Source organism: Allobosea sp. RAF48 (assembly GCF_052114025.1).
GTDB lineage: Bacteria > Pseudomonadota > Alphaproteobacteria > Rhizobiales > Beijerinckiaceae > Allobosea.
On sequence record NZ_JBFRDZ010000009.1, the window covers coordinates 106,222 to 122,073 of the forward strand.

Genomic DNA, 15,852 nt, shown 5'->3' on the forward strand with positions numbered 1-15,852 from the left:
GCCTGCGGACGTGGCGAAACTGGTAGACGCACGAGACTTAAAATCTTGCGCCTTCAAAGGCTTGCGGGTTCGAGTCCCGCCGTCCGCACCAAGCTGGCCGCGAGGTGATTCATCAGCAGCCCGGTCTAGGGAGCGTGTTGCGGCGCCAACCAGTCGCGATACTTGGTGGCGAAGTTCAGGGCCAGACGATCGATCGGATCGGCCATCAAGGCCGCATCGAGCATTGTTCCGCCGATTCCCTGGCCGGCCAGCGCGATCGCGCTGAACTCCGGATAGTTCACGAGGACAGCTCCGGTTTTGGCGTCTGTCACGCTGACATCGGCGACCATCTCGTGGCCTCCGCCCACGACCACCCGCTGGATGGCCGAGGCGATGTAGAGCCGACGCAGATTGATCCTGATTTTCACCGGGCGGTGACCGGTCATGACCGGCTTCAGCTGCTCCTCGAGAGCGTTGCCGATCTTCGCGGAAGCCAGCTTGGCGACAAAAGCGCGCGCTTCAGGCGTCTTGGAGAGTTCTTCGGATTCGGCCTCCGACCGTCCCTTGGATCTCGCATAGGCGCGGTCCCCGTCCCCCCACCACAGGGTCGCTGCAACGTCGGTTTCTACATGGATGCTGGCGAGGCGGAAGGTTTCGACGTCCCGCTGCGACAGCGGGTTTTGCATGGTGACGCAGCCAGCAAGAACAAACGCCAAAAAGCCTAGGCATAGAATACGCTTAATCATGAACGCCCCCTTGGATCAGTGGCCGGCGTAATCCAGCGCTCGCCGGATTCGCCAGCCCGACGAATGGACGAGACAGAGGCTTTGCGGGGGTGGCTTTGGCAGGCGCCTGCGGAGCTTTCGACGGCGGTTTCTCTCAACCGGCTCGGAAGATCACGCTCAGATTGTTGGCTGGCATCTCGATGACTTGCGGGGTGCCGAAACCGTTCGCTGCGGCAAGGGTCGTAATCTCTCCGAGGTCGCGGAGGCCCCATTCAGGATCGCGGCCGCGCAGGCTTTCGTCGAAGGCCGCGTTGCTCGGTTCGAGCGGCCGACCGGGCCGGCGATAGGGGCCGTAGAGATAGAGTGGGCCATCCGGCTTCAGCAGCAGCCGCGCCTGGCGGAACAAGCCCTCGGTGGCCCTCCAGGGCGAGATATGGATCATGTTGATGCAGAGAATGGCGTCGGCAGCTTCGACCGGCCATTGTGGGGCACAGGCGTCGAGCATCAGCGGCGGCAGGATGTTTGTTAGCCCGGATGCCTGCGTCCAGGCTGCGATGCTCGCCAGCGCGTCGGGAGCGGGATCGCTCGGCTGGAAAGTCAGGGCGGGCAGGGCGGCCGCGAAATGGATGGCATGCTCTCCGGAGCCGCTCGCGATCTCCAGCACAAGCCCGGAAGGCGGCAGCACATGGCGCAACACGTCCAGGATCGCATCGCGATTACGCTCGGCGGCCGGTGCCTGCAAGCGGCGGTCGATGCCCGCATGTTCGCCCTGCGTCGGTTGCCAGAACCTCGACTTCGTCATCATTCGCTCACGATTCTTTCGTCTGGCTTATCGCGTTAGTGCAACGATCCGCTATAAGGAGCGTGGAAGCGGGCTGCCAAATGTCGCAGCGCCGCAGCAAACGGATTGGTTTTGTTAACCGAAATCCTGATCGTCCTGGCGCTGACGATCGTGAATGGACTTCTCGCCATGTCCGAGCTCGCGGTAGTTTCGTCGCGGCCGGCTCGCCTCAGGGTCCTTAGCGACCAGGGCAACAAGGGCGCCGCGACCGCGATTCGCCTGGCCGAAGACCCCGGCCGCTTTCTCTCCACTGTTCAGATCGGCATTACGCTTGTCGGTGTGCTCTCCGGTGCCTTCTCCGGCGCCACGCTGGGCGCGCGCCTGTCGGAATGGCTGGGCACCCAGGGTTTTTCGCAATCGGTGTCGGATACGCTCGGCGTCGGCATCGTCGTCGTCGCGATCACCTATCTGTCGCTGATCCTCGGCGAATTGGTTCCGAAGCAGATCGCGCTGCGCGACCCCGAGCGTGTGGCGGCACGCGTCGCTCCCGCGATGTTGTTCATGTCGAAGATCGGCGCGCCACTCGTATTCCTGCTCGACGTCTCCGGCAAGTCGGTGCTCGCACTGCTCGGCCAGAAGGGCGAAACTGACGAGAAGGTGACCGAGGAGGAGGTGCGCACCATCATTGCCGAGGCGGAGACCGCCGGCGTGCTGGAGCGCGACGAACGCGAGATGATCGCTGGCGTGATGCGACTGGCGGACCGCTCGGCGCGCGCCCTGATGACGCCGCGCCGCGAGGTCGAGGTGATCGACCTGTCGGATAGCGCCGAGGAACTCCGCCAGCAGCTGAAGGACTGCCGCCGCTCGCGCCTGCCGGTTCAGGACGGCGAGTCGGATTCGATCATCGGTGTCGTGCTGGTGAAGGATCTGATCGACTTCCTGGCCGCGGGCGACATCGAGGAGCTGCGCCGACGTGTCCAGGATGCCCCGATGGTGATGGACACCGCCGACTCCCTGCATGTGCTGCGCGAAATCCGCTCCAGCCGCGTGCATATGGCGCTGGTCTTCGACGAGTACGGCCATTTCGAGGGCATCATCACCCCAGGCGACGTGCTCGAGGCGATCATCGGCGCCTTCCAGGAAGAGGAGGAGGACGAGCCGGCCATCGTGACGCGCGCCGACGGGTCCTATCTCGTTGCGGGCTGGATGCCGGTCGACGAGTTCTCGCACGAACTCGGTATCCCGATCCCGCGCGACGCCGACTTCCAGACGGTCGCCGGCTTCATCCTCGCGGAGATGAACCATCTGCCCAATGTCGGCGAAAGCTTCGACAAGGGGTTCTGGCGCTTCGAGGTCGTCGATCTCGACGGCCGCCGCATCGACAAGATTCTGGTCAGCCGGATCGAGTGAGCCTCCAAAGCCGGCTCTCACTCAAAATACAGAGCCGTCTTACCGATTAGCCTGCACCGGCAGGCTGTTCGGAACGGGTTCCAGATCGCCTTGCGTCCCTTCGGACGCGAAGTGGCGATCTGTCCCCTTGTCAAAGCATCGCGTTCTTCCGAAAAGTGGATTCCATTTTTCGGCCAATGCTCTAGCGGCGCGGCTCGTCCGGCTCGATGATGCGGTATTCCGCATCGATCACCTCGATCCGTTCGGTTCGCTGCGGTCCGCCGGCGAAGGGATCGGCACGGTCGAAACCGGCCGCCTTCAACTTGGCCTTGAGGCGCCAGACCGCGATCACGCCGGCTATGGCGACGATCGGGATCAAGATCAGGGCGAGGCTCGCCGCGACCAGAAACAGGGTGATGCCGACGACGAAGCTCGCCGCCATGGCGAGCCATGCTGCCCAGCGCGGCATCGCGCGGGCCCGGCCATTGAGTTGCTCGTAAAGGTTGACGCGGATCATCTCTCTTTCATCCCTCTCCGGACCTACAGATAGGGATGGAATGCGGCGATGACGAGATCAGCTGGAGCGCCACACGTCCGGCCGGACGCGCTAAGGGTGACCTATCTATCTGTTATCGCATCGGATTTTTCCGAAAAGGGGATTCCGCTTTTCGGTCCGATGCTATATGTCGCGCCAGTCGTAAAGCCAGCCATAGCGGTTGCGCAGCCCCTCGGGGCCGAGCCTTTTCAGGGCGAAATCGCGGGCGATGCTGAGCGGCCAGCCGAGATGGTAGTTGCGGCCGTTGCCGCGGCTTTCGTCCTGCACCCGGGCGACGCGCCGGGCCCTGGCTCCCGCATAGGCGGCGAAGGCGGCGGGGACGCCTGCGGCGCCGTCGCGGCCGAGGGCCTCGGCCAGCAGGCGCGCCAGCACCGCGGCATCCTCGATCGCGAGCGAGGCGCCCTGGGCGAGGAAGGGCAGGATGGGGTGGGCGGCGTCGCCCATCAGCGCGATGCGCCCTCCGGCCATGGCGGCGGGCTTGCGGTCGAACAGCGACCAGACCTGCCAGCCCTGCGCCGCACCCGTAAGCTCTCGCAGCGCCGGGGAAGCGCCGGAGAGATGCTCGGTGACGACGCTGGCGTCGCCGTCGCGCGACCAGCCCTCACGGGCTTCCTTGGCCTGGCGGACGACGACGACGTTGATCTCCCTGCCGCCGGCGACGGGGTAATGCACGGCATGCCGGCCGGGGCCGAGATGGAGCGTCACGCGCGGCTTATCGACGGCGCGGGCCGGCACGACGGCGCGCCAGGCTTCGTAGCCTGTGAAGACTGGCGGCGAGGCATCGCCGGAGAGGTCCCGCACGCGTGACCACAGCCCGTCGGCGCCGATCAGCCCGAGCGCGGAAATCGTCTCGCTGCTGCCGTTCTGCCCGCCGAGCCTGACCGCGACGCCGTTCGCGTCCTGACTCACCTCCTGTACGCCGCGGCCGACCATCAGGCGGATGTTCGGCATGGCGCGCGCGGCGTCGAGCAGGACGGTGTGAAGGTCGTTGCGCCTGAGCATGCGGAACGGGGTCGGCATGTGCTCCGGGCTGGAGGGCATCTCCAACACCTGCGAGCCGTCGCGCCAGCGCCGGATCATCAGCCCGTGCGAGGAGACGCTGACGCGCTTCAGCGGCAGCGTCAGGTCGAGAGCATCGAGCACGCGGCCGGAATTGGAGGTGATCTGGAGACCGGCGCCCGTCTCGCCGAAGCCGGTGCGCTTCTCGACGACGGTGGCGGCGATGCCGCGGCGGGCCAGTGACAGCGCCATGGTCAGCCCGCCGATGCCGGCGCCGGCGATGACGAAATGAGGAGCAGACACGAAGGATGCCCTTGATCGATGGCGCCGGGAGGGCGCGGGTGCCCCTCAGAACCCGCGCTTCGGCGGAGCCGGCTTCAGGCCGCCTTGGCGGTGTCGTGCCAGGCGCATTCCGGCGGGGTGCATTCGGCGCCCTTCAGCGACGGCTCGTATTTGAACAGCGTCGAGCAGTAGGGGCAGATGATCTCGCTGTCCGAGCCCATGTCGAGGAAGACATGCGGGTGGTCGAAGGGCGGCTTGGCGCCGATGCACATGAACTCGTGCGCGCCGACATGGACGACGGCGACGCCGGGGTCGTTGTGGAAATGCGGAATGCCGGTCGCGGCCATGGTCGTCGCTCTTCAGAAGCTGGAATTCGGGCGCAACCTATCCCGTCAGCCGGCGCGACGCCAGTCCGGGATTTGCATCAACGCTCGCGGAGGCAGGCCTGAGCGAGCGCGCTCACGCGGGCGCCTTCGTCCGGTGAGAGCAGGTCGTCGAGCGCCTTCTGCCAGAGCTGCTCGCGCTTGAGCTTGTCGATGGTGCAGCCGCAGACGGCGCGGCAGAGCTGCTCCGGCACGTCGGGCCCGCAGCTGCGCTGGCATTCGGCCCGGAAGGCACGCTCGGCCGGCGGAGGCGGCGGGGCAACGAAGGTCACCAGCGTCAGGGCGGCGATGAAGACCGGCTGGTGGACGAGATAGACGAGCAGGCTGTGGCGCCCGCCAGAGGCGACGATTCGCGTCGGGAGCATGCGAGGGCGCCAGGCTGCGAGCCGCGTGCCTTCGAGGGGGGGCAGCAGCAGGCGCGCCAGCACGATGCCGGTGAGCACGCAGCCGAACCAGGGGAAGACCGGTACGAAATCGGCCGTCTGAAGCGGCGCATGCGAGAAGCCGAGCCAGGACAGCCAGGGGGCGTCGAGCAGCGGGTGGGCGACGAAGCGCGGCAGCGCGAAAGCGAGCACCACCGATAGCGTCACGACGGCGACCGGCAGCCGCAGGAAGGGCAGGGCCAGCACGCTCGCCAGCGCGATGTGGTGGAGGATGCCGAAGAAGATGAAGTTGCCGGGGATCGCGAACCAGGTGCCCAGCGAAACCAGGGCGGCGGCACCGGCGACCATCGCGAGGCGCTTCAGATAGGCGGGGCGGTTTAGGCCCTTGCGCGTGGCCAGGACGAGGCTGAAGCCGACGACGATCAGGAAGGAGCCGGCGATGCAGCGCGCGAAGATCCGCCAGCCTGGCTCGGCGACGACGTCGGTCTCGATCAGCCCGAAGAAAGAGAGATCATAGGCGAAGTGGTAGACGAACATCGCCAGCAACGCGATGCCGCGCGCGACGTCGACGAAAGCGAAGCGGGGCGATTGCGTCGTCGCGGAGGGGGGTGGCGCGCTGTTGGCGGTCTGGCTCATGGCGATAGTTCATAAGCAAGCCGCGCCGCAGCGGCTACCCAAAGCCCGACCTGCATGGCAGGGAAGGGCAACAACCGGTTTCGTCATCCCGCCTCGTTCCGAGATCCGCATGCAGAGCTTTTCCTCCGACGGCGTGAAGATCGCTTTCATCGATCTGGCCCCGACTGGCGACACGCCGCAGCACCGGACCGTGGTGCTGGTCCACGGCTTCGCCTCCTCCCACATGACCAACTGGGTCAACACCCAGTGGACGAAGACGCTGACCCATGCCGGCTACCGCGTCGTCGCGCTCGACGACCGCGGCCATGGCCAGAGCGAGAAGCTCTATGAGCCCGCTGCCTATTCCTCGGAGATCATGGCCGAGGACGTGCGCCGCCTGATGGATCATCTCGACATCCCGCGCGCGGCCGTGATGGGCTATTCGATGGGCGCGCGCATCTCGGCGCATCTGGCGCTGGCGCATCCGCGCCGGCTCGATGCGCTGCTGCTCGGCGGGCTCGGCATCCATCTCGTCGAGGGCGTCGGGCTGCCGCTCGGCATCGCCGACGCCATGGAGGCGCCGTCGCTCGACGTGCTGACCGACTCGATGCAGCGCATGTTCCGCGCCTTCGCCGAGCAGACCAAGAGCGACCTCGGGGCGCTCGCCGCCTGCATCCGCGGCTCGCGCCAGACTCTCACGGCCGAGCAGGTCGGGCAGATCGCGATGCCGACCCTGATCAGCGTCGGCACGAAGGACGATGTTTCAGGCTCCGGCCCGGAGCTGGCGAAGCTCATTCCCGACGCGGAATCCTTCGCGATCGAAGGGCGGGACCACAACCTCGCGGTCGGCGACAAGAGCCATAAGCAGGCCGTCCTCGACTTTCTCGCGCGTTTGTGAGAACGTCGCGGATGAATAGAGGCAATCTGGAAAAGCGGGCGACGCCAATGTGTTGTCGACATTCCCTGAAAAACTGAATCCGCTGCCTCGCTTTTTGATTCAACTTTGGTCGGCTTGAGCCTTTGGTGCGGACGCCAGCTTGTGGCTAGGCTGTCCTCCTGTTGACGACCCTTTCCGGAGAATGATCATGCCGTCAGGGCGCTCTGCCGTGGAAGCACGCGATCTCACGACCGGCCTCAACCGGCTCGACCCCGTCTGGTCTCGCCTGCGTGGCGAGGCCGAGGCGGCCGTTGCGGCCGAGCCGGCGCTGGGCACTCTCATCGTCGCCTCGATTCTCAACCAACCCTCGTTCGAATGCGCGGTCGCCCATCGCGTCGCGGCCCGGCTCGGCCATCCGGCAGTGACGGCCGATCTGATCGAGCAGGGCTTCGCCGAGGCGATGGCCGATGACGAGACGATCGGCGCCGGCATGCGTGCCGACGTGATGGCGGTGCTCGACCGCGACCCGGCCTGCTACCGCGTGCTCGAACCGGTGCTGTTCTTCAAGGGCTTCCACGCGTTGCAGTGCCACCGCCTGGCGCATTGGCTCTGGACGCGGGATCGGCGCGATTTCGCGCTCTATCTGCAGGCGCGCTCCTCGGAGGTTTTCCAGACCGACATCAACCCGGCCGCAAAGATCGGCAAGGGCGTGTTCCTCGACCATGCCACTGGCCTCGTCGTCGGCGAGACGGCGGTGATCGAGGACGATGTCTCGCTGCTGCATGGCGTCACGCTTGGCGGCACCGGCAAGCAGGGCGGCGATCGCCATCCGAAAATCCGCAAGGGCGTGCTGATCGGCGCGGGCGCCAAGATCCTCGGCAATATCGAGGTCGGCCAGTGCAGCCGCGTCGCGGCGGGCTCGGTGGTGCTGACAGCGGTGCCGCGCAACAAGACCGTGGCGGGCGTGCCGGCCAAGGTCGTCGGCGAGGCCGGGTGCGCCGAGCCATCGCGCTCGATGGACCAGATCCTCGAAGGCAATTGCGGCGCCTATATCTGAGCCAGGCCCCTATTTTCGGTAGCCCTCATCCTGAGTAGCCATTCCGTTGGGAATGGCGTTTCGAAGGATGTTTCAGGAGGCTCCGGAACCAGCTGGAGCATCCTTCGAGACGCCGGTCGCGCTGCTCCTCAGGATCGGGGCTCACAAGACCGCGAGGGCACTTGGAGAATCTTCCCGTGCCGAGCGCGCCAGCCATTCCATGATTTCGCCCCGGCGGGCATGCGCGCCGGGGCCGATAGCCGGCGTCAGCGTTGGCCGGTCCGGCGTCGCCATGGCCTGTGCGAAGGGCGCGACGAGCCGCCGGTTCGCGAGATGGGGTGCAACGAGGCTCATCCGGCCCATCAGCACGCCCGAGCCTGACAGGCAGGCATCCAGCGCCAGACTGTAAAGCGAGAAGGCCGGGCCGCGCCCGGAGTCGATCCGGGCTTCCGGAAGCGCAAAGGCAAGCCAGCGCGCCCAGTCGTTGCGCCAGACGGCATCGTGCAGCAGCGTCTGCCGTGCGAGGTCGGCGGCGGACGAGATCTGGCTGGCGAGAGTCGGGGCACAGACCGGCAGGATGGCGTCGTCGCCGAGCTGCTGGGCTCCCGCCTCGGCCGATACCCGGTAGAACAGCGCGAGATCGTATGGCTCCCGGCGCGGATCGGGCGGCTCCTCCATGGCGGTGAGCGAGATCTGCAGGTCCGGGAAGGCCTGCTGCAGCGCCGGCAGGCGCGGCGAGAGCCAGAGCTGGGCGAGACAGGGCAGGGCTGTGATAGCCAGCGGACGATGCGGCTCCGCCTCCCGCAGTGCCTGAACGGCCTGACCGAGCATGTCGAAGCCGCGCGTCAGCCTCGGCAGGGCCTCGCGCGCCGCATCGGTCAGGGTGACGCCCTGCGCCAGCCGGCGGAAGACCGGGAAGCCGAGCGTCGCTTCGAGCTGCCGGATCTGCTGAGTCACGGCGCCGGCCGTGACGCCGAGTTCGTCCGCCGCCCTGGTGAAGCTCTCCAGCCGCGCCGCCGCCTCGAAGGCGCGCAGCGCGTTGAGCGAGGGCAGGCGCGGGCGGGGCGGTTTGACGGGCACGGCGAGCATCCGGTTCGAGGCTGAGATTTTCTCAGCCTGCGAGCGAGGAATACTCGTTTGCGCGCGACGCGGCAAACCGCTGATATGCCAGAAGGCAGGCGACAGCGGAGGGAAGGTGGCATGACGGCACTGGGCAGGCGCAATTGGGTGCCGCAGGCGAGCGAGGACTATGTGCTCAAGGTCGCCGGCGAGACGGCGAGCCAGCCGCTCGAGGCGATCGCGGCGCGGATCGACACACTCGCGGCGGAGAATCGCGCCATCCATGAGCGCGACTGCGTCAACCTCAACCCCGCGACCAACGTCATGAACCCGAAAGCTGAAGCGCTGCTCTCGGCGGGGATCGGGGCGCGGCCCTCGCTTGGCTATCCCGGCGACAAATACGAAATGGGGCTGGAGGCGATCGAGCAGATCGAGATCATCGCCGCCGAGCTGGCGGCCGAGGTCTTCGGCGCTGAATATGCCGAGATCCGGGTGCCTTCGGGCGCCATCGCCAATCTCTACGCCTTCATGGTCGCGGCCAAGGCGGGCGACTGCATCATCGCGCCGCCGGGCGAGATCGGCGGCCACGTCACCCATCACGGCGCCGGCGCTGCCGGGCTCTACGGCATCGTCACCCATCCGGCGCCGATCGACCCGGTGAACTACACGGTCGATGTCGAAAAGCTCAGGGCGGATGCACTGCGGCTCCGGCCGAAGCTGATCTCGATCGGCGGCAGCCTCAACCTGTTTCCGCATCCGATCCGCGAGATCCGCGCCATTGCCGACGAGGTCGGCGCGCTCGTCCTGTTCGATGCGGCGCATATGTCCGGCATGATCGCCGGCCATGGTTGGCAGCAACCGCTGGAGGAGGGCGCTCACCTGATGACGATGAGCACCTATAAGAGCCTGGGCGGGCCGCCTTCCGGGCTGATCCTCACCAACGATGCCGAGATCGCGAAAAAACTCGACGCCATCGCCTATCCAGGCCTCACCGCCAATTTCGACGCGGCGAAATCGGCCTCGCTCGCGGTTTCCTTGCTCGACTGGAAAGCGCATGGCCGCGCCTATGCTCAGGAGATGGCCAAGACCGCGAAGGCGTTGGCCGAAGCGCTGTCCGAGCGGCAGGTGCCGGTCTTCGCCCGCGACCGCGGCATGACAACCTCGCATCAGTTCGCGATCGAGGCCGCGCCCTATGGCGGCGGGCAGGCCGCGGCGAAGAAGCTGCGCGCGGTCAACATCCTGTCCTGCGGCATCGGCCTGCCGCTGCCGGCAGTCGCTGGTGACGTCAACGGCCTCAGGCTGGGCACGCCCGAGATCGTGCGCTTCGGCATGACCGCAGCCGATATGCCGGAGCTGGCGGGCTATATCGCCGAAGGCCTCAACGGCGCACGCTCCGCCGCGGCCGTGGCGAGGGACGTGACGGCCTTCCGCGGACGATTCCGGGAACTGCATTTCATGCGCTAGGATGGGTTCCGGAGGCAGGAGCTCATGAGCATCGACATCAGGCTCGAGCGGCCGGGCGACGAGGCTGAAATCGCGGAGATCACCACGGCGGCCTTTGCCAAGGCGCAACACAGCAGCGGCGCGGAGGCGGCGATCGTCTCCGGCCTGCGGGAGGCGGGGGCGCTGAGTCTGTCGCTTGTCGCCGTCGAGGGCGGCGGCGTCATCGGCCATGTCGCGTTCTCACCAATCGAGATCGCGGAAGTGATGGGCGCCTGGTACGGGCTCGGCCCGGTTTCGGTCTCGCCCCTGCGGCAGCGCCGCGGGATCGGCGGAGCGCTGATCGAGGAAGGCCTCGCCCAGTTGCGCGCGAGCGGGGCGACCGGCGTCGTGGTGATGGGCGATCCGGCCTTCTACCATCGCTTCGGTTTTGCCAGCGATGGCGAGTTGCGGTTCGGCGATGCCCCGCCGGCCGCTCTGCAATGGCTGGCCTTCAAGGCGGCGGCGCCGCGTGGCGAGTGCGTTACCACCCGGCCTTCGGCTGAAGGCGGCCCATTTCCGCGTTTCGAGAAAGCGCGGAAATGCCCTTGCCGCGCAGTCGTCAGGAGTCGCCAACTGGCGCAAAAAAGCAGAGCAATTCGCCGGCATCGTTGATGCAGAGATGCCAATGCCCGTCAGGCGACGGCGTGGCCTTGTCGTAGGGGATTTCGAGCTTCAGGGGCACGCGGCGCTCCTTCGGCCACATCGGGTGTTCGCCCGGCAGCACTGTCACGACGAAGCCGCCATGGACTTCCCGCACGGCCTCTGCCTCCAGCGGCGCGCAGTCGGCGCCGGAGCAGCAGTAGAACGGGTAGTCCCAGCGGCTTGGCGCCTGATGGGAGAATGCGCGCGTCGCTCCCAAGGCAAGCAAAGCCGCCACGGCGATTGAAGCGATCACACGCATCGGCCGGCCCTCGCAATTAAAATGCGGCGCAAAGGCGGCGAATGCGTGGCGGGTGGCGCGGATGATTGCGCCATCGCCGGAAAGCGCTGCTCGCGCCAGGCTGTGCCGTCAGCGTGCCGCACCACCGGGCTCGGCCGTGCGCCGAGCATCCAGGTCTTGTGTGGCTATCGACCTCGGCATGTGCGGGTTCAGGTCGAGGGCCGTGCGCGGTCCAGCGGCAATGTCCGAAGCGGGCGGAGAGCCGACACTGGCGATCTGCCAGCAAGCGGACACCATCTGCCTGCCGGCTCGCAATTAGCCGCGGTACGTAGCCAGGCAGGCGCCCCAAAACAGGCTGGAAAAGTACCATGTTGGCGGCCCAAATCCGGCAGCCTCCAGCAAAGCAGCGACCTCGTTCTCCGATGCGGGCGGATCGGCGCCCTGCAAAATCTTGGCGCGCTTCGCTTCGACTTCGGCGGGCTTTGCTCCGTGCATGCGCCAGCGCTCTGCCCAGGCCGCCAGCAGCAGAGGTTCGGCGGCGTAGGCAAAGCGATTGCCGGCAAGAATGAGTGGAGCGCCGGGTTTCAGCCGTGACGCAATGGAGTCGAGAATGTCGCCCTTGGCCTTTCTTCCCGGGAGATGATGCAGCACGCCGATCAGCGTCGCGGCGTCGAAATCGCGCACGGCGGGAAGCTCTTCGACATAGCCGATCGCGATCTCCGTCCGATCAAGGAATCCGAGCTCCTGCAACCGCCCCGCCGTAACATCCATCATCTGTGCGGATGGGTCGACGGCGACAAATCTCCAGCCCGGTTCGAGAGATGCGGCGCTGACAATCTCCTGTCCGCCGCCACCAGCTCCAACGGCGAGCACTCGGGCTGCGTTGCCCGGACCTAGCGTCGCCGCCAGCATGCAGGCCGAAAGCTCATGACAAGCTTCGTAACCTGCCAGCGCAATGCGGCTCTGGATGAGATACTCGCCGGCGCGGTCGGCGTCGAATTTCGCGACGGAGATGGGTGTCGGTTCAGCAGAGGCCATGGCTACCTGGCGAAGTTTTGCGAGCGCCCGCGTCGTTGTTGGGCGACATGAGCCTTTCAATTGCTCATGCAGGCCGCCACGGCAAGATTTCGACAGCCAGGGGCAGGGCGCGCCTTGCGCACGGCGCTTCTGCCCAAGAGCGGACGCCGGCAATGCCCGAGATGAGCTGAGAGCGGTCATGGGATGCGGGCATGGCATACGCAAAATTGAGGCTCTGGCGCATCGGAAATGGCGATGCGCGAGAGCGACAGTGACGCACGACGACCGATTGCTCCCACAGGGCGAGCATGAAGGGGGCAGGGACCCGGGCTCGAGACCCGAATGTGCGGATGCCGTCAGGCTCCCTTAGGGGGCTCATAGCGCGCCAGCATCTCGGCGCGCATTTCCTCTTCGCCGACGAGACGGCCGCCGCCGAGGCGAACGGAACGCACGGCGCCGGTCTCGTCGCGCTGGAGTTCCGCCGTCTCGCCGGGGCTGCTGAAGCCGGAGGCGCGCGTGATGCGGCCGCGATCGGGCGCCTCCAGCGTAATCTCGGGGGCGTCGAGGAAGGGCATGAGCAGGGCCGGGGCGGTGACGAGCACCTGCTTCCCGACCGGGACGAGATCATTCGCGCCCCAGATGGTCCACCAGCGGCCGGCCCAATCCCGCGCTTCCGCCGGCGGCGCGCCGCGCTCGGCGAAGGTCTTGAGGATATGGGCGACGCCGTCGAGCCAGGGGTGGGCGAGGCCGTCGATGGCGTTGGTCAGCACCGCGACGGTAAGGTCCTGCTCGGGGAAGACGCAGGTGCGGGTGATGAAGCCCTGGAAGCCGCCGGAATGGCCGAACCAGCGCCAGCCGCCTTCGCCGCCGGAGATGGTCCCGAGGCCGTAATGGCGCCCCAGGCTCGACTCGTCGTCCGGCCAGAGGCGCCGCGTCATCTCACGGCGGCTGAGGGCCGAGAGGATGCTGGTCTCAGCCTTCGGCGAGAGCTGCGCGAAATAGCGCGCGACATCGGCGGCCGTGGCGACGAAGCCGGCGGCGGAGGTCATGGCGTGGCCGGGATTGTCGGCGGGGATGACGACGCGCCGGCCGAGCGGCTGCGTGCCGCTATGGCCCTTCGCCATGGGGCGGTGGCCCCGGAGCTCGATATCGGCCTTGGTTTCGAGCAGCCCGGCCTTGGAGACGACCTCGTCGGTGATCCACTCATCGTAGCTCAGGCCCGTCACCGCCTCGATGACGAGGCCGAGCAGGGCGAAGCCGTGATTGGAGTATTTGAAGCGCTGCGAGCCGGAATAGACCGGAGCCACGGCGAGATCGGCGAGCAGTTCCGCCTTGCTGCAATAGGGTTTGCGGTCGAGGAACTGGCCGTTGTCCGGCCCGTCGCGGGTCAGGCCCGCACTGTTGGAGAGCACCTGCTCGATGGTGACGTCGGCGATCTCGGGATGCAGCCCGTCGATGAAGCGGCCGACCTTGTCGTCGAGCCGCAGCCGGCCTTCCTCGACCAGGCGCAGGATGCCGGCCGAGGTGAAGCTCTTGGAATGGGAGGCGATGCGGAAGCCGTGGCGCGGCGTCAATGCCTCGCCAGTCGCGAGGTTCGCGCTGCCGAAGGCGGCTTCGAGCACGATCTCCGTGCCGCTAGCAATCGCGACGGCACAGCCGGGCTGGTCATGGTAGCGGCGCTGGAATTCAAGCCAGCTCGCGACATAGGCGAGGGCGGGGGCAAGCCATGGCTTCATAGGTCGGCATCCGGCACGGTTGCGGCAGGTGGCCAGCATCGCATGATTCCGCGGGCTGCCGGCAAGCCGTGGAGATGTAGGGCGGCCATGTGCGGGGCGGCTGCTTTCGCTTGCCCTTCACGGCCTGCCGTGGCATCGCTCCCGGCCAATCGAAAGGACCCTGATCGTGGACAAGAAAGAACTCGCCAAGCTCGAAGCCTATCTGCGCCGCACCTTCAACAACCACGCGATCAGCGTGCGCGCCCGGATGAAGAAGACCGACTCGGCCGAGGTCTATCTGGGCGAGGAGTTCATCGGCATCATCCATGTGGACGATGAGGATGGCGACCGCTCCTTCAACTTCACCATGGCGATCCTCGACGTCGATCTCGAAGACTGAGGCCGCAGCGCGGCGGGCTATCTGATCAGCCCGTCGAGCGTCTGCCGCACGCCGCCGAGCATCAGCGCCCAGTCGGCGATGATGCTGCGCGGGAAGCGGATGTTCACATCCATGCCGCGATGCTGGAAGGTGATGCGGCAGGGCTCGTCGAGATGGGCGGCGGTCTCGATCGGGCAGCGCGCAGCGAAGCCTTTCCCGTCCGGAACCGAGACATAGAATTCGTCGCCCTCGAAGGGCGAGCCCTTGCGGAAGCCGCGCACGACCAGCCCGCCGGGATTCGACCAGACAGTCGGCGTCAGGAAGCGGGCATAGGTCGCAAGCTGGCGCGCCGGCTCATTGACCTTGTCGGGCGGGCTCAGCGTGATCAGCAGGCGCTTCCTGTTCTGCGGCTGAGCCGGGCCGAGGTTCGGCCAGCCGAGCCGCAACCGAGCCATGCCGACGAGGCGGCTGGTGTCATCGTCCTCGTCGAGCCCGGTCAGATCCTTGGGGATCAGCAGAGCGACATTGCCGACACGGGCCGGCTGCAGCGCGGCGGGCTCCTCGGGGCGGCGATGGGTCAGATAGAGCCCGAGCCCGGTTGCCAGCGCGCCTGCTAGCATGATCAGCAGCGCGACCCTGAGCAGGGCGCCATCAGCACGCGGCAGGGGCGCGCGTGGCCGCTGCAAGCGTGTGCGCACCATCGAGGTGAGATGGGCGGCCTGCTGGCCGGGCCGGTGATGGGACAGAGACGCAGTCATTCCGGATACTCTCGCCCGATCCTTCGGACCGGCTCCGCATCACTGAAACACCACCGGCTTAACGGCGCGTAAACCATAACCGGGTGCTTATCGTTAACTATCGGTAAAGACTTGCCTTCACAGTTCGTAAACCATGCGGCAGGCTCTCGCGCGTCGTTCCGGGGAGGGACCGCGCTCGTGACCATTCAGCCTGCCGCGACCGAGGCGCTCCAATCGCTTCTCATCGGCTTTGCCTTCGCAGGGCTGCTGGCCAGCGCGTTTGAGCTGTTCACCTCGCATCGGGCCGACTTCAAGCTGTTGGAAATGGGCGGTCTTGCTGCTGTCGCGAGCGTGCCGGTCGTGGTCTTCAGCGCGCCCTTCCTGATCCTGCGCGATACCGCGCGCAGCCGGCAGATCGAAGGGCGGCCCTTCATGTTCGTGATGATCGCCGGCATGACGGCCGGGGTCTGGGGCATGGCTTCCGGCCGGGTGGTGCTCGATCTGCTGCACATGCTCGGCGCTTGACGGCGAGGGGCTGTCGTCTGCAATCCTCAGGCGGCCGAAGCATCAGGATATCG

The 15,852-nt window shown here is 66.9% G+C and carries 17 protein-coding genes, 1 tRNA gene and 1 pseudogene; 8 read left to right on the forward strand and 11 right to left on the reverse strand.

What is annotated here, in order from left to right:
* Positions 1 to 4 precede the first annotated feature (4 nt).
* A tRNA-Leu gene (locus AB4Z10_RS17695) sits at positions 5 to 91 on the forward strand.
* A gap of 34 nt (positions 92 to 125) precedes the next feature.
* Here AB4Z10_RS17695 and AB4Z10_RS17700 read toward each other — a convergent pair.
* Together AB4Z10_RS17700 and AB4Z10_RS17705 are read right to left on the reverse strand one after the other, a co-directional pair.
* Positions 126 to 725, reverse strand: coding sequence for a DUF6778 family protein (locus tag AB4Z10_RS17700; RefSeq protein WP_441471697.1), 600 nt, complete (start codon positions 723 to 725; stop codon positions 126 to 128).
* 133 nt (positions 726 to 858) lie between these two features.
* Positions 859 to 1,506, reverse strand: a complete 648-nt coding sequence (locus AB4Z10_RS17705; RefSeq protein WP_441471698.1) for a DUF938 domain-containing protein — start codon at positions 1,504 to 1,506, stop codon at positions 859 to 861.
* 126 nt (positions 1,507 to 1,632) lie between these two features.
* Here AB4Z10_RS17705 and AB4Z10_RS17710 point away from each other — a divergent pair, with 126 nt between their 5' ends.
* A complete protein-coding gene (locus AB4Z10_RS17710) occupies positions 1,633 to 2,895 on the forward strand; it encodes a hemolysin family protein (RefSeq protein WP_441471807.1) in 1,263 nt (420 codons plus the stop codon).
* A 181-nt stretch (positions 2,896 to 3,076) separates the two neighbouring features.
* On the opposite strand, the gene AB4Z10_RS17715 is transcribed toward AB4Z10_RS17710, so the two are convergent.
* From AB4Z10_RS17715 to AB4Z10_RS17730, 4 genes are all read right to left on the reverse strand, one after another.
* A complete protein-coding gene (locus tag AB4Z10_RS17715) occupies positions 3,077 to 3,391 on the reverse strand; it encodes a hypothetical protein (protein WP_441471699.1) in 315 nt (104 codons plus the stop codon).
* 162 nt (positions 3,392 to 3,553) lie between these two features.
* The gene (locus tag AB4Z10_RS17720) at positions 3,554 to 4,732 is read right to left on the reverse strand and encodes an FAD-dependent monooxygenase (RefSeq protein WP_441471700.1); all 1,179 of its coding nucleotides are present in this window, start codon (positions 4,730 to 4,732) and stop codon (positions 3,554 to 3,556) included.
* A 74-nt stretch (positions 4,733 to 4,806) separates the two neighbouring features.
* The gene (locus AB4Z10_RS17725) at positions 4,807 to 5,058 is read right to left on the reverse strand and encodes a zinc-finger domain-containing protein (RefSeq protein ID WP_441471701.1); all 252 of its coding nucleotides are present in this window, start codon (positions 5,056 to 5,058) and stop codon (positions 4,807 to 4,809) included.
* A gap of 77 nt (positions 5,059 to 5,135) precedes the next feature.
* Positions 5,136 to 6,113: a heparan-alpha-glucosaminide N-acetyltransferase gene (locus tag AB4Z10_RS17730; RefSeq protein WP_441471702.1), complete on the reverse strand. Its 978-nt coding sequence runs from the start codon at positions 6,111 to 6,113 to the stop codon at positions 5,136 to 5,138.
* Between the two features lie 109 nt (positions 6,114 to 6,222).
* On the opposite strand from AB4Z10_RS17730, the gene AB4Z10_RS17735 reads away from it, so the two are divergent.
* Positions 6,223 to 6,990, forward strand: a complete 768-nt coding sequence (locus AB4Z10_RS17735; protein ID WP_441471703.1) for an alpha/beta fold hydrolase — start codon at positions 6,223 to 6,225, stop codon at positions 6,988 to 6,990.
* A gap of 187 nt (positions 6,991 to 7,177) precedes the next feature.
* Positions 7,178 to 8,026, forward strand: a complete 849-nt coding sequence (cysE, locus tag AB4Z10_RS17740) for a serine O-acetyltransferase (protein WP_441471704.1) — start codon at positions 7,178 to 7,180, stop codon at positions 8,024 to 8,026.
* Positions 8,027 to 8,167: 141 nt separating this feature from the next.
* On the opposite strand, the gene AB4Z10_RS17745 is transcribed toward cysE, so the two are convergent.
* Positions 8,168 to 9,085 (reverse strand): LysR family transcriptional regulator, encoded by a 918-nt coding sequence (locus AB4Z10_RS17745; RefSeq protein WP_441471705.1) that lies wholly within the window; start codon positions 9,083 to 9,085, stop codon positions 8,168 to 8,170.
* Between the two features lie 120 nt (positions 9,086 to 9,205).
* Here AB4Z10_RS17745 and AB4Z10_RS17750 point away from each other — a divergent pair, with 120 nt between their 5' ends.
* Both AB4Z10_RS17750 and AB4Z10_RS17755 read left to right on the forward strand, forming a co-directional pair.
* Positions 9,206 to 10,528, forward strand: a complete 1,323-nt coding sequence (locus AB4Z10_RS17750) for a serine hydroxymethyltransferase (protein WP_441471706.1) — start codon at positions 9,206 to 9,208, stop codon at positions 10,526 to 10,528.
* Positions 10,529 to 10,552: 24 nt separating this feature from the next.
* Positions 10,553 to 11,049, forward strand: a pseudogene (locus AB4Z10_RS17755) (GNAT family N-acetyltransferase).
* Between the two features lie 56 nt (positions 11,050 to 11,105).
* Here AB4Z10_RS17755 and AB4Z10_RS17760 read toward each other — a convergent pair.
* From AB4Z10_RS17760 to AB4Z10_RS17770, 3 genes are all read right to left on the reverse strand, one after another.
* Positions 11,106 to 11,447, reverse strand: a complete 342-nt coding sequence (locus tag AB4Z10_RS17760) for a hypothetical protein (protein ID WP_441471707.1) — start codon at positions 11,445 to 11,447, stop codon at positions 11,106 to 11,108.
* Between the two features lie 294 nt (positions 11,448 to 11,741).
* Positions 11,742 to 12,464 carry a class I SAM-dependent methyltransferase gene (locus tag AB4Z10_RS17765; protein ID WP_441471808.1) on the reverse strand — a complete coding sequence of 241 codons (723 nt, stop codon included), beginning with the start codon at positions 12,462 to 12,464 and terminating at the stop codon, positions 11,742 to 11,744.
* Between the two features lie 335 nt (positions 12,465 to 12,799).
* Complete coding sequence (locus AB4Z10_RS17770) at positions 12,800 to 14,179, reverse strand: serine hydrolase domain-containing protein (protein ID WP_441471708.1); 1,380 nt, start codon at positions 14,177 to 14,179, stop codon at positions 12,800 to 12,802.
* Positions 14,180 to 14,345: 166 nt separating this feature from the next.
* On the opposite strand from AB4Z10_RS17770, the gene AB4Z10_RS17775 reads away from it, so the two are divergent.
* Positions 14,346 to 14,558: a DUF3126 family protein gene (locus tag AB4Z10_RS17775; RefSeq protein ID WP_149128549.1), complete on the forward strand. Its 213-nt coding sequence runs from the start codon at positions 14,346 to 14,348 to the stop codon at positions 14,556 to 14,558.
* Positions 14,559 to 14,575: 17 nt separating this feature from the next.
* Here AB4Z10_RS17775 and AB4Z10_RS17780 read toward each other — a convergent pair whose 3' ends face one another.
* On the reverse strand, positions 14,576 to 15,295 hold the full coding sequence (locus AB4Z10_RS17780) for a hypothetical protein (RefSeq protein WP_441471709.1): 720 nt from the start codon (positions 15,293 to 15,295) through the stop codon (positions 14,576 to 14,578).
* 177 nt (positions 15,296 to 15,472) lie between these two features.
* Between AB4Z10_RS17780 and AB4Z10_RS17785 the strand changes: the two genes are divergently transcribed.
* Positions 15,473 to 15,799: a DUF6949 family protein gene (locus AB4Z10_RS17785; RefSeq protein WP_441471710.1), complete on the forward strand. Its 327-nt coding sequence runs from the start codon at positions 15,473 to 15,475 to the stop codon at positions 15,797 to 15,799.
* Positions 15,800 to 15,852 lie beyond the last annotated feature (53 nt).

Bases quoted from the DNA above. Each gene is read 5' to 3' on its own strand.
- AB4Z10_RS17700 (WP_441471697.1), bottom strand. From the start codon at position 725: ATGATTAAGCGTATTCTATGCCTAGGCTTTTTGGCGTTTGTTCTTGCT.
- AB4Z10_RS17705 (WP_441471698.1), bottom strand. From the start codon at position 1,506: ATGACGAAGTCGAGGTTCTGGCAACCGACGCAGGGCGAACATGCGGGC.
- AB4Z10_RS17715 (WP_441471699.1), bottom strand. From the start codon at position 3,391: ATGATCCGCGTCAACCTTTACGAGCAACTCAATGGCCGGGCCCGCGCG.
- AB4Z10_RS17725 (WP_441471701.1), bottom strand. From the start codon at position 5,058: ATGGCCGCGACCGGCATTCCGCATTTCCACAACGACCCCGGCGTCGCC.
- AB4Z10_RS17730 (WP_441471702.1), bottom strand. From the start codon at position 6,113: ATGAGCCAGACCGCCAACAGCGCGCCACCCCCCTCCGCGACGACGCAA.
- AB4Z10_RS17735 (WP_441471703.1), top strand. From the start codon at position 6,223: ATGCAGAGCTTTTCCTCCGACGGCGTGAAGATCGCTTTCATCGATCTG.
- cysE (WP_441471704.1), top strand. From the start codon at position 7,178: ATGCCGTCAGGGCGCTCTGCCGTGGAAGCACGCGATCTCACGACCGGC.
- AB4Z10_RS17750 (WP_441471706.1), top strand. From the start codon at position 9,206: ATGACGGCACTGGGCAGGCGCAATTGGGTGCCGCAGGCGAGCGAGGAC.
- AB4Z10_RS17760 (WP_441471707.1), bottom strand. From the start codon at position 11,447: ATGCGTGTGATCGCTTCAATCGCCGTGGCGGCTTTGCTTGCCTTGGGA.
- AB4Z10_RS17765 (WP_441471808.1), bottom strand. From the start codon at position 12,464: ATGGCCTCTGCTGAACCGACACCCATCTCCGTCGCGAAATTCGACGCC.
- AB4Z10_RS17770 (WP_441471708.1), bottom strand. From the start codon at position 14,179: ATGAAGCCATGGCTTGCCCCCGCCCTCGCCTATGTCGCGAGCTGGCTT.
- AB4Z10_RS17780 (WP_441471709.1), bottom strand. From the start codon at position 15,295: ATGACTGCGTCTCTGTCCCATCACCGGCCCGGCCAGCAGGCCGCCCAT.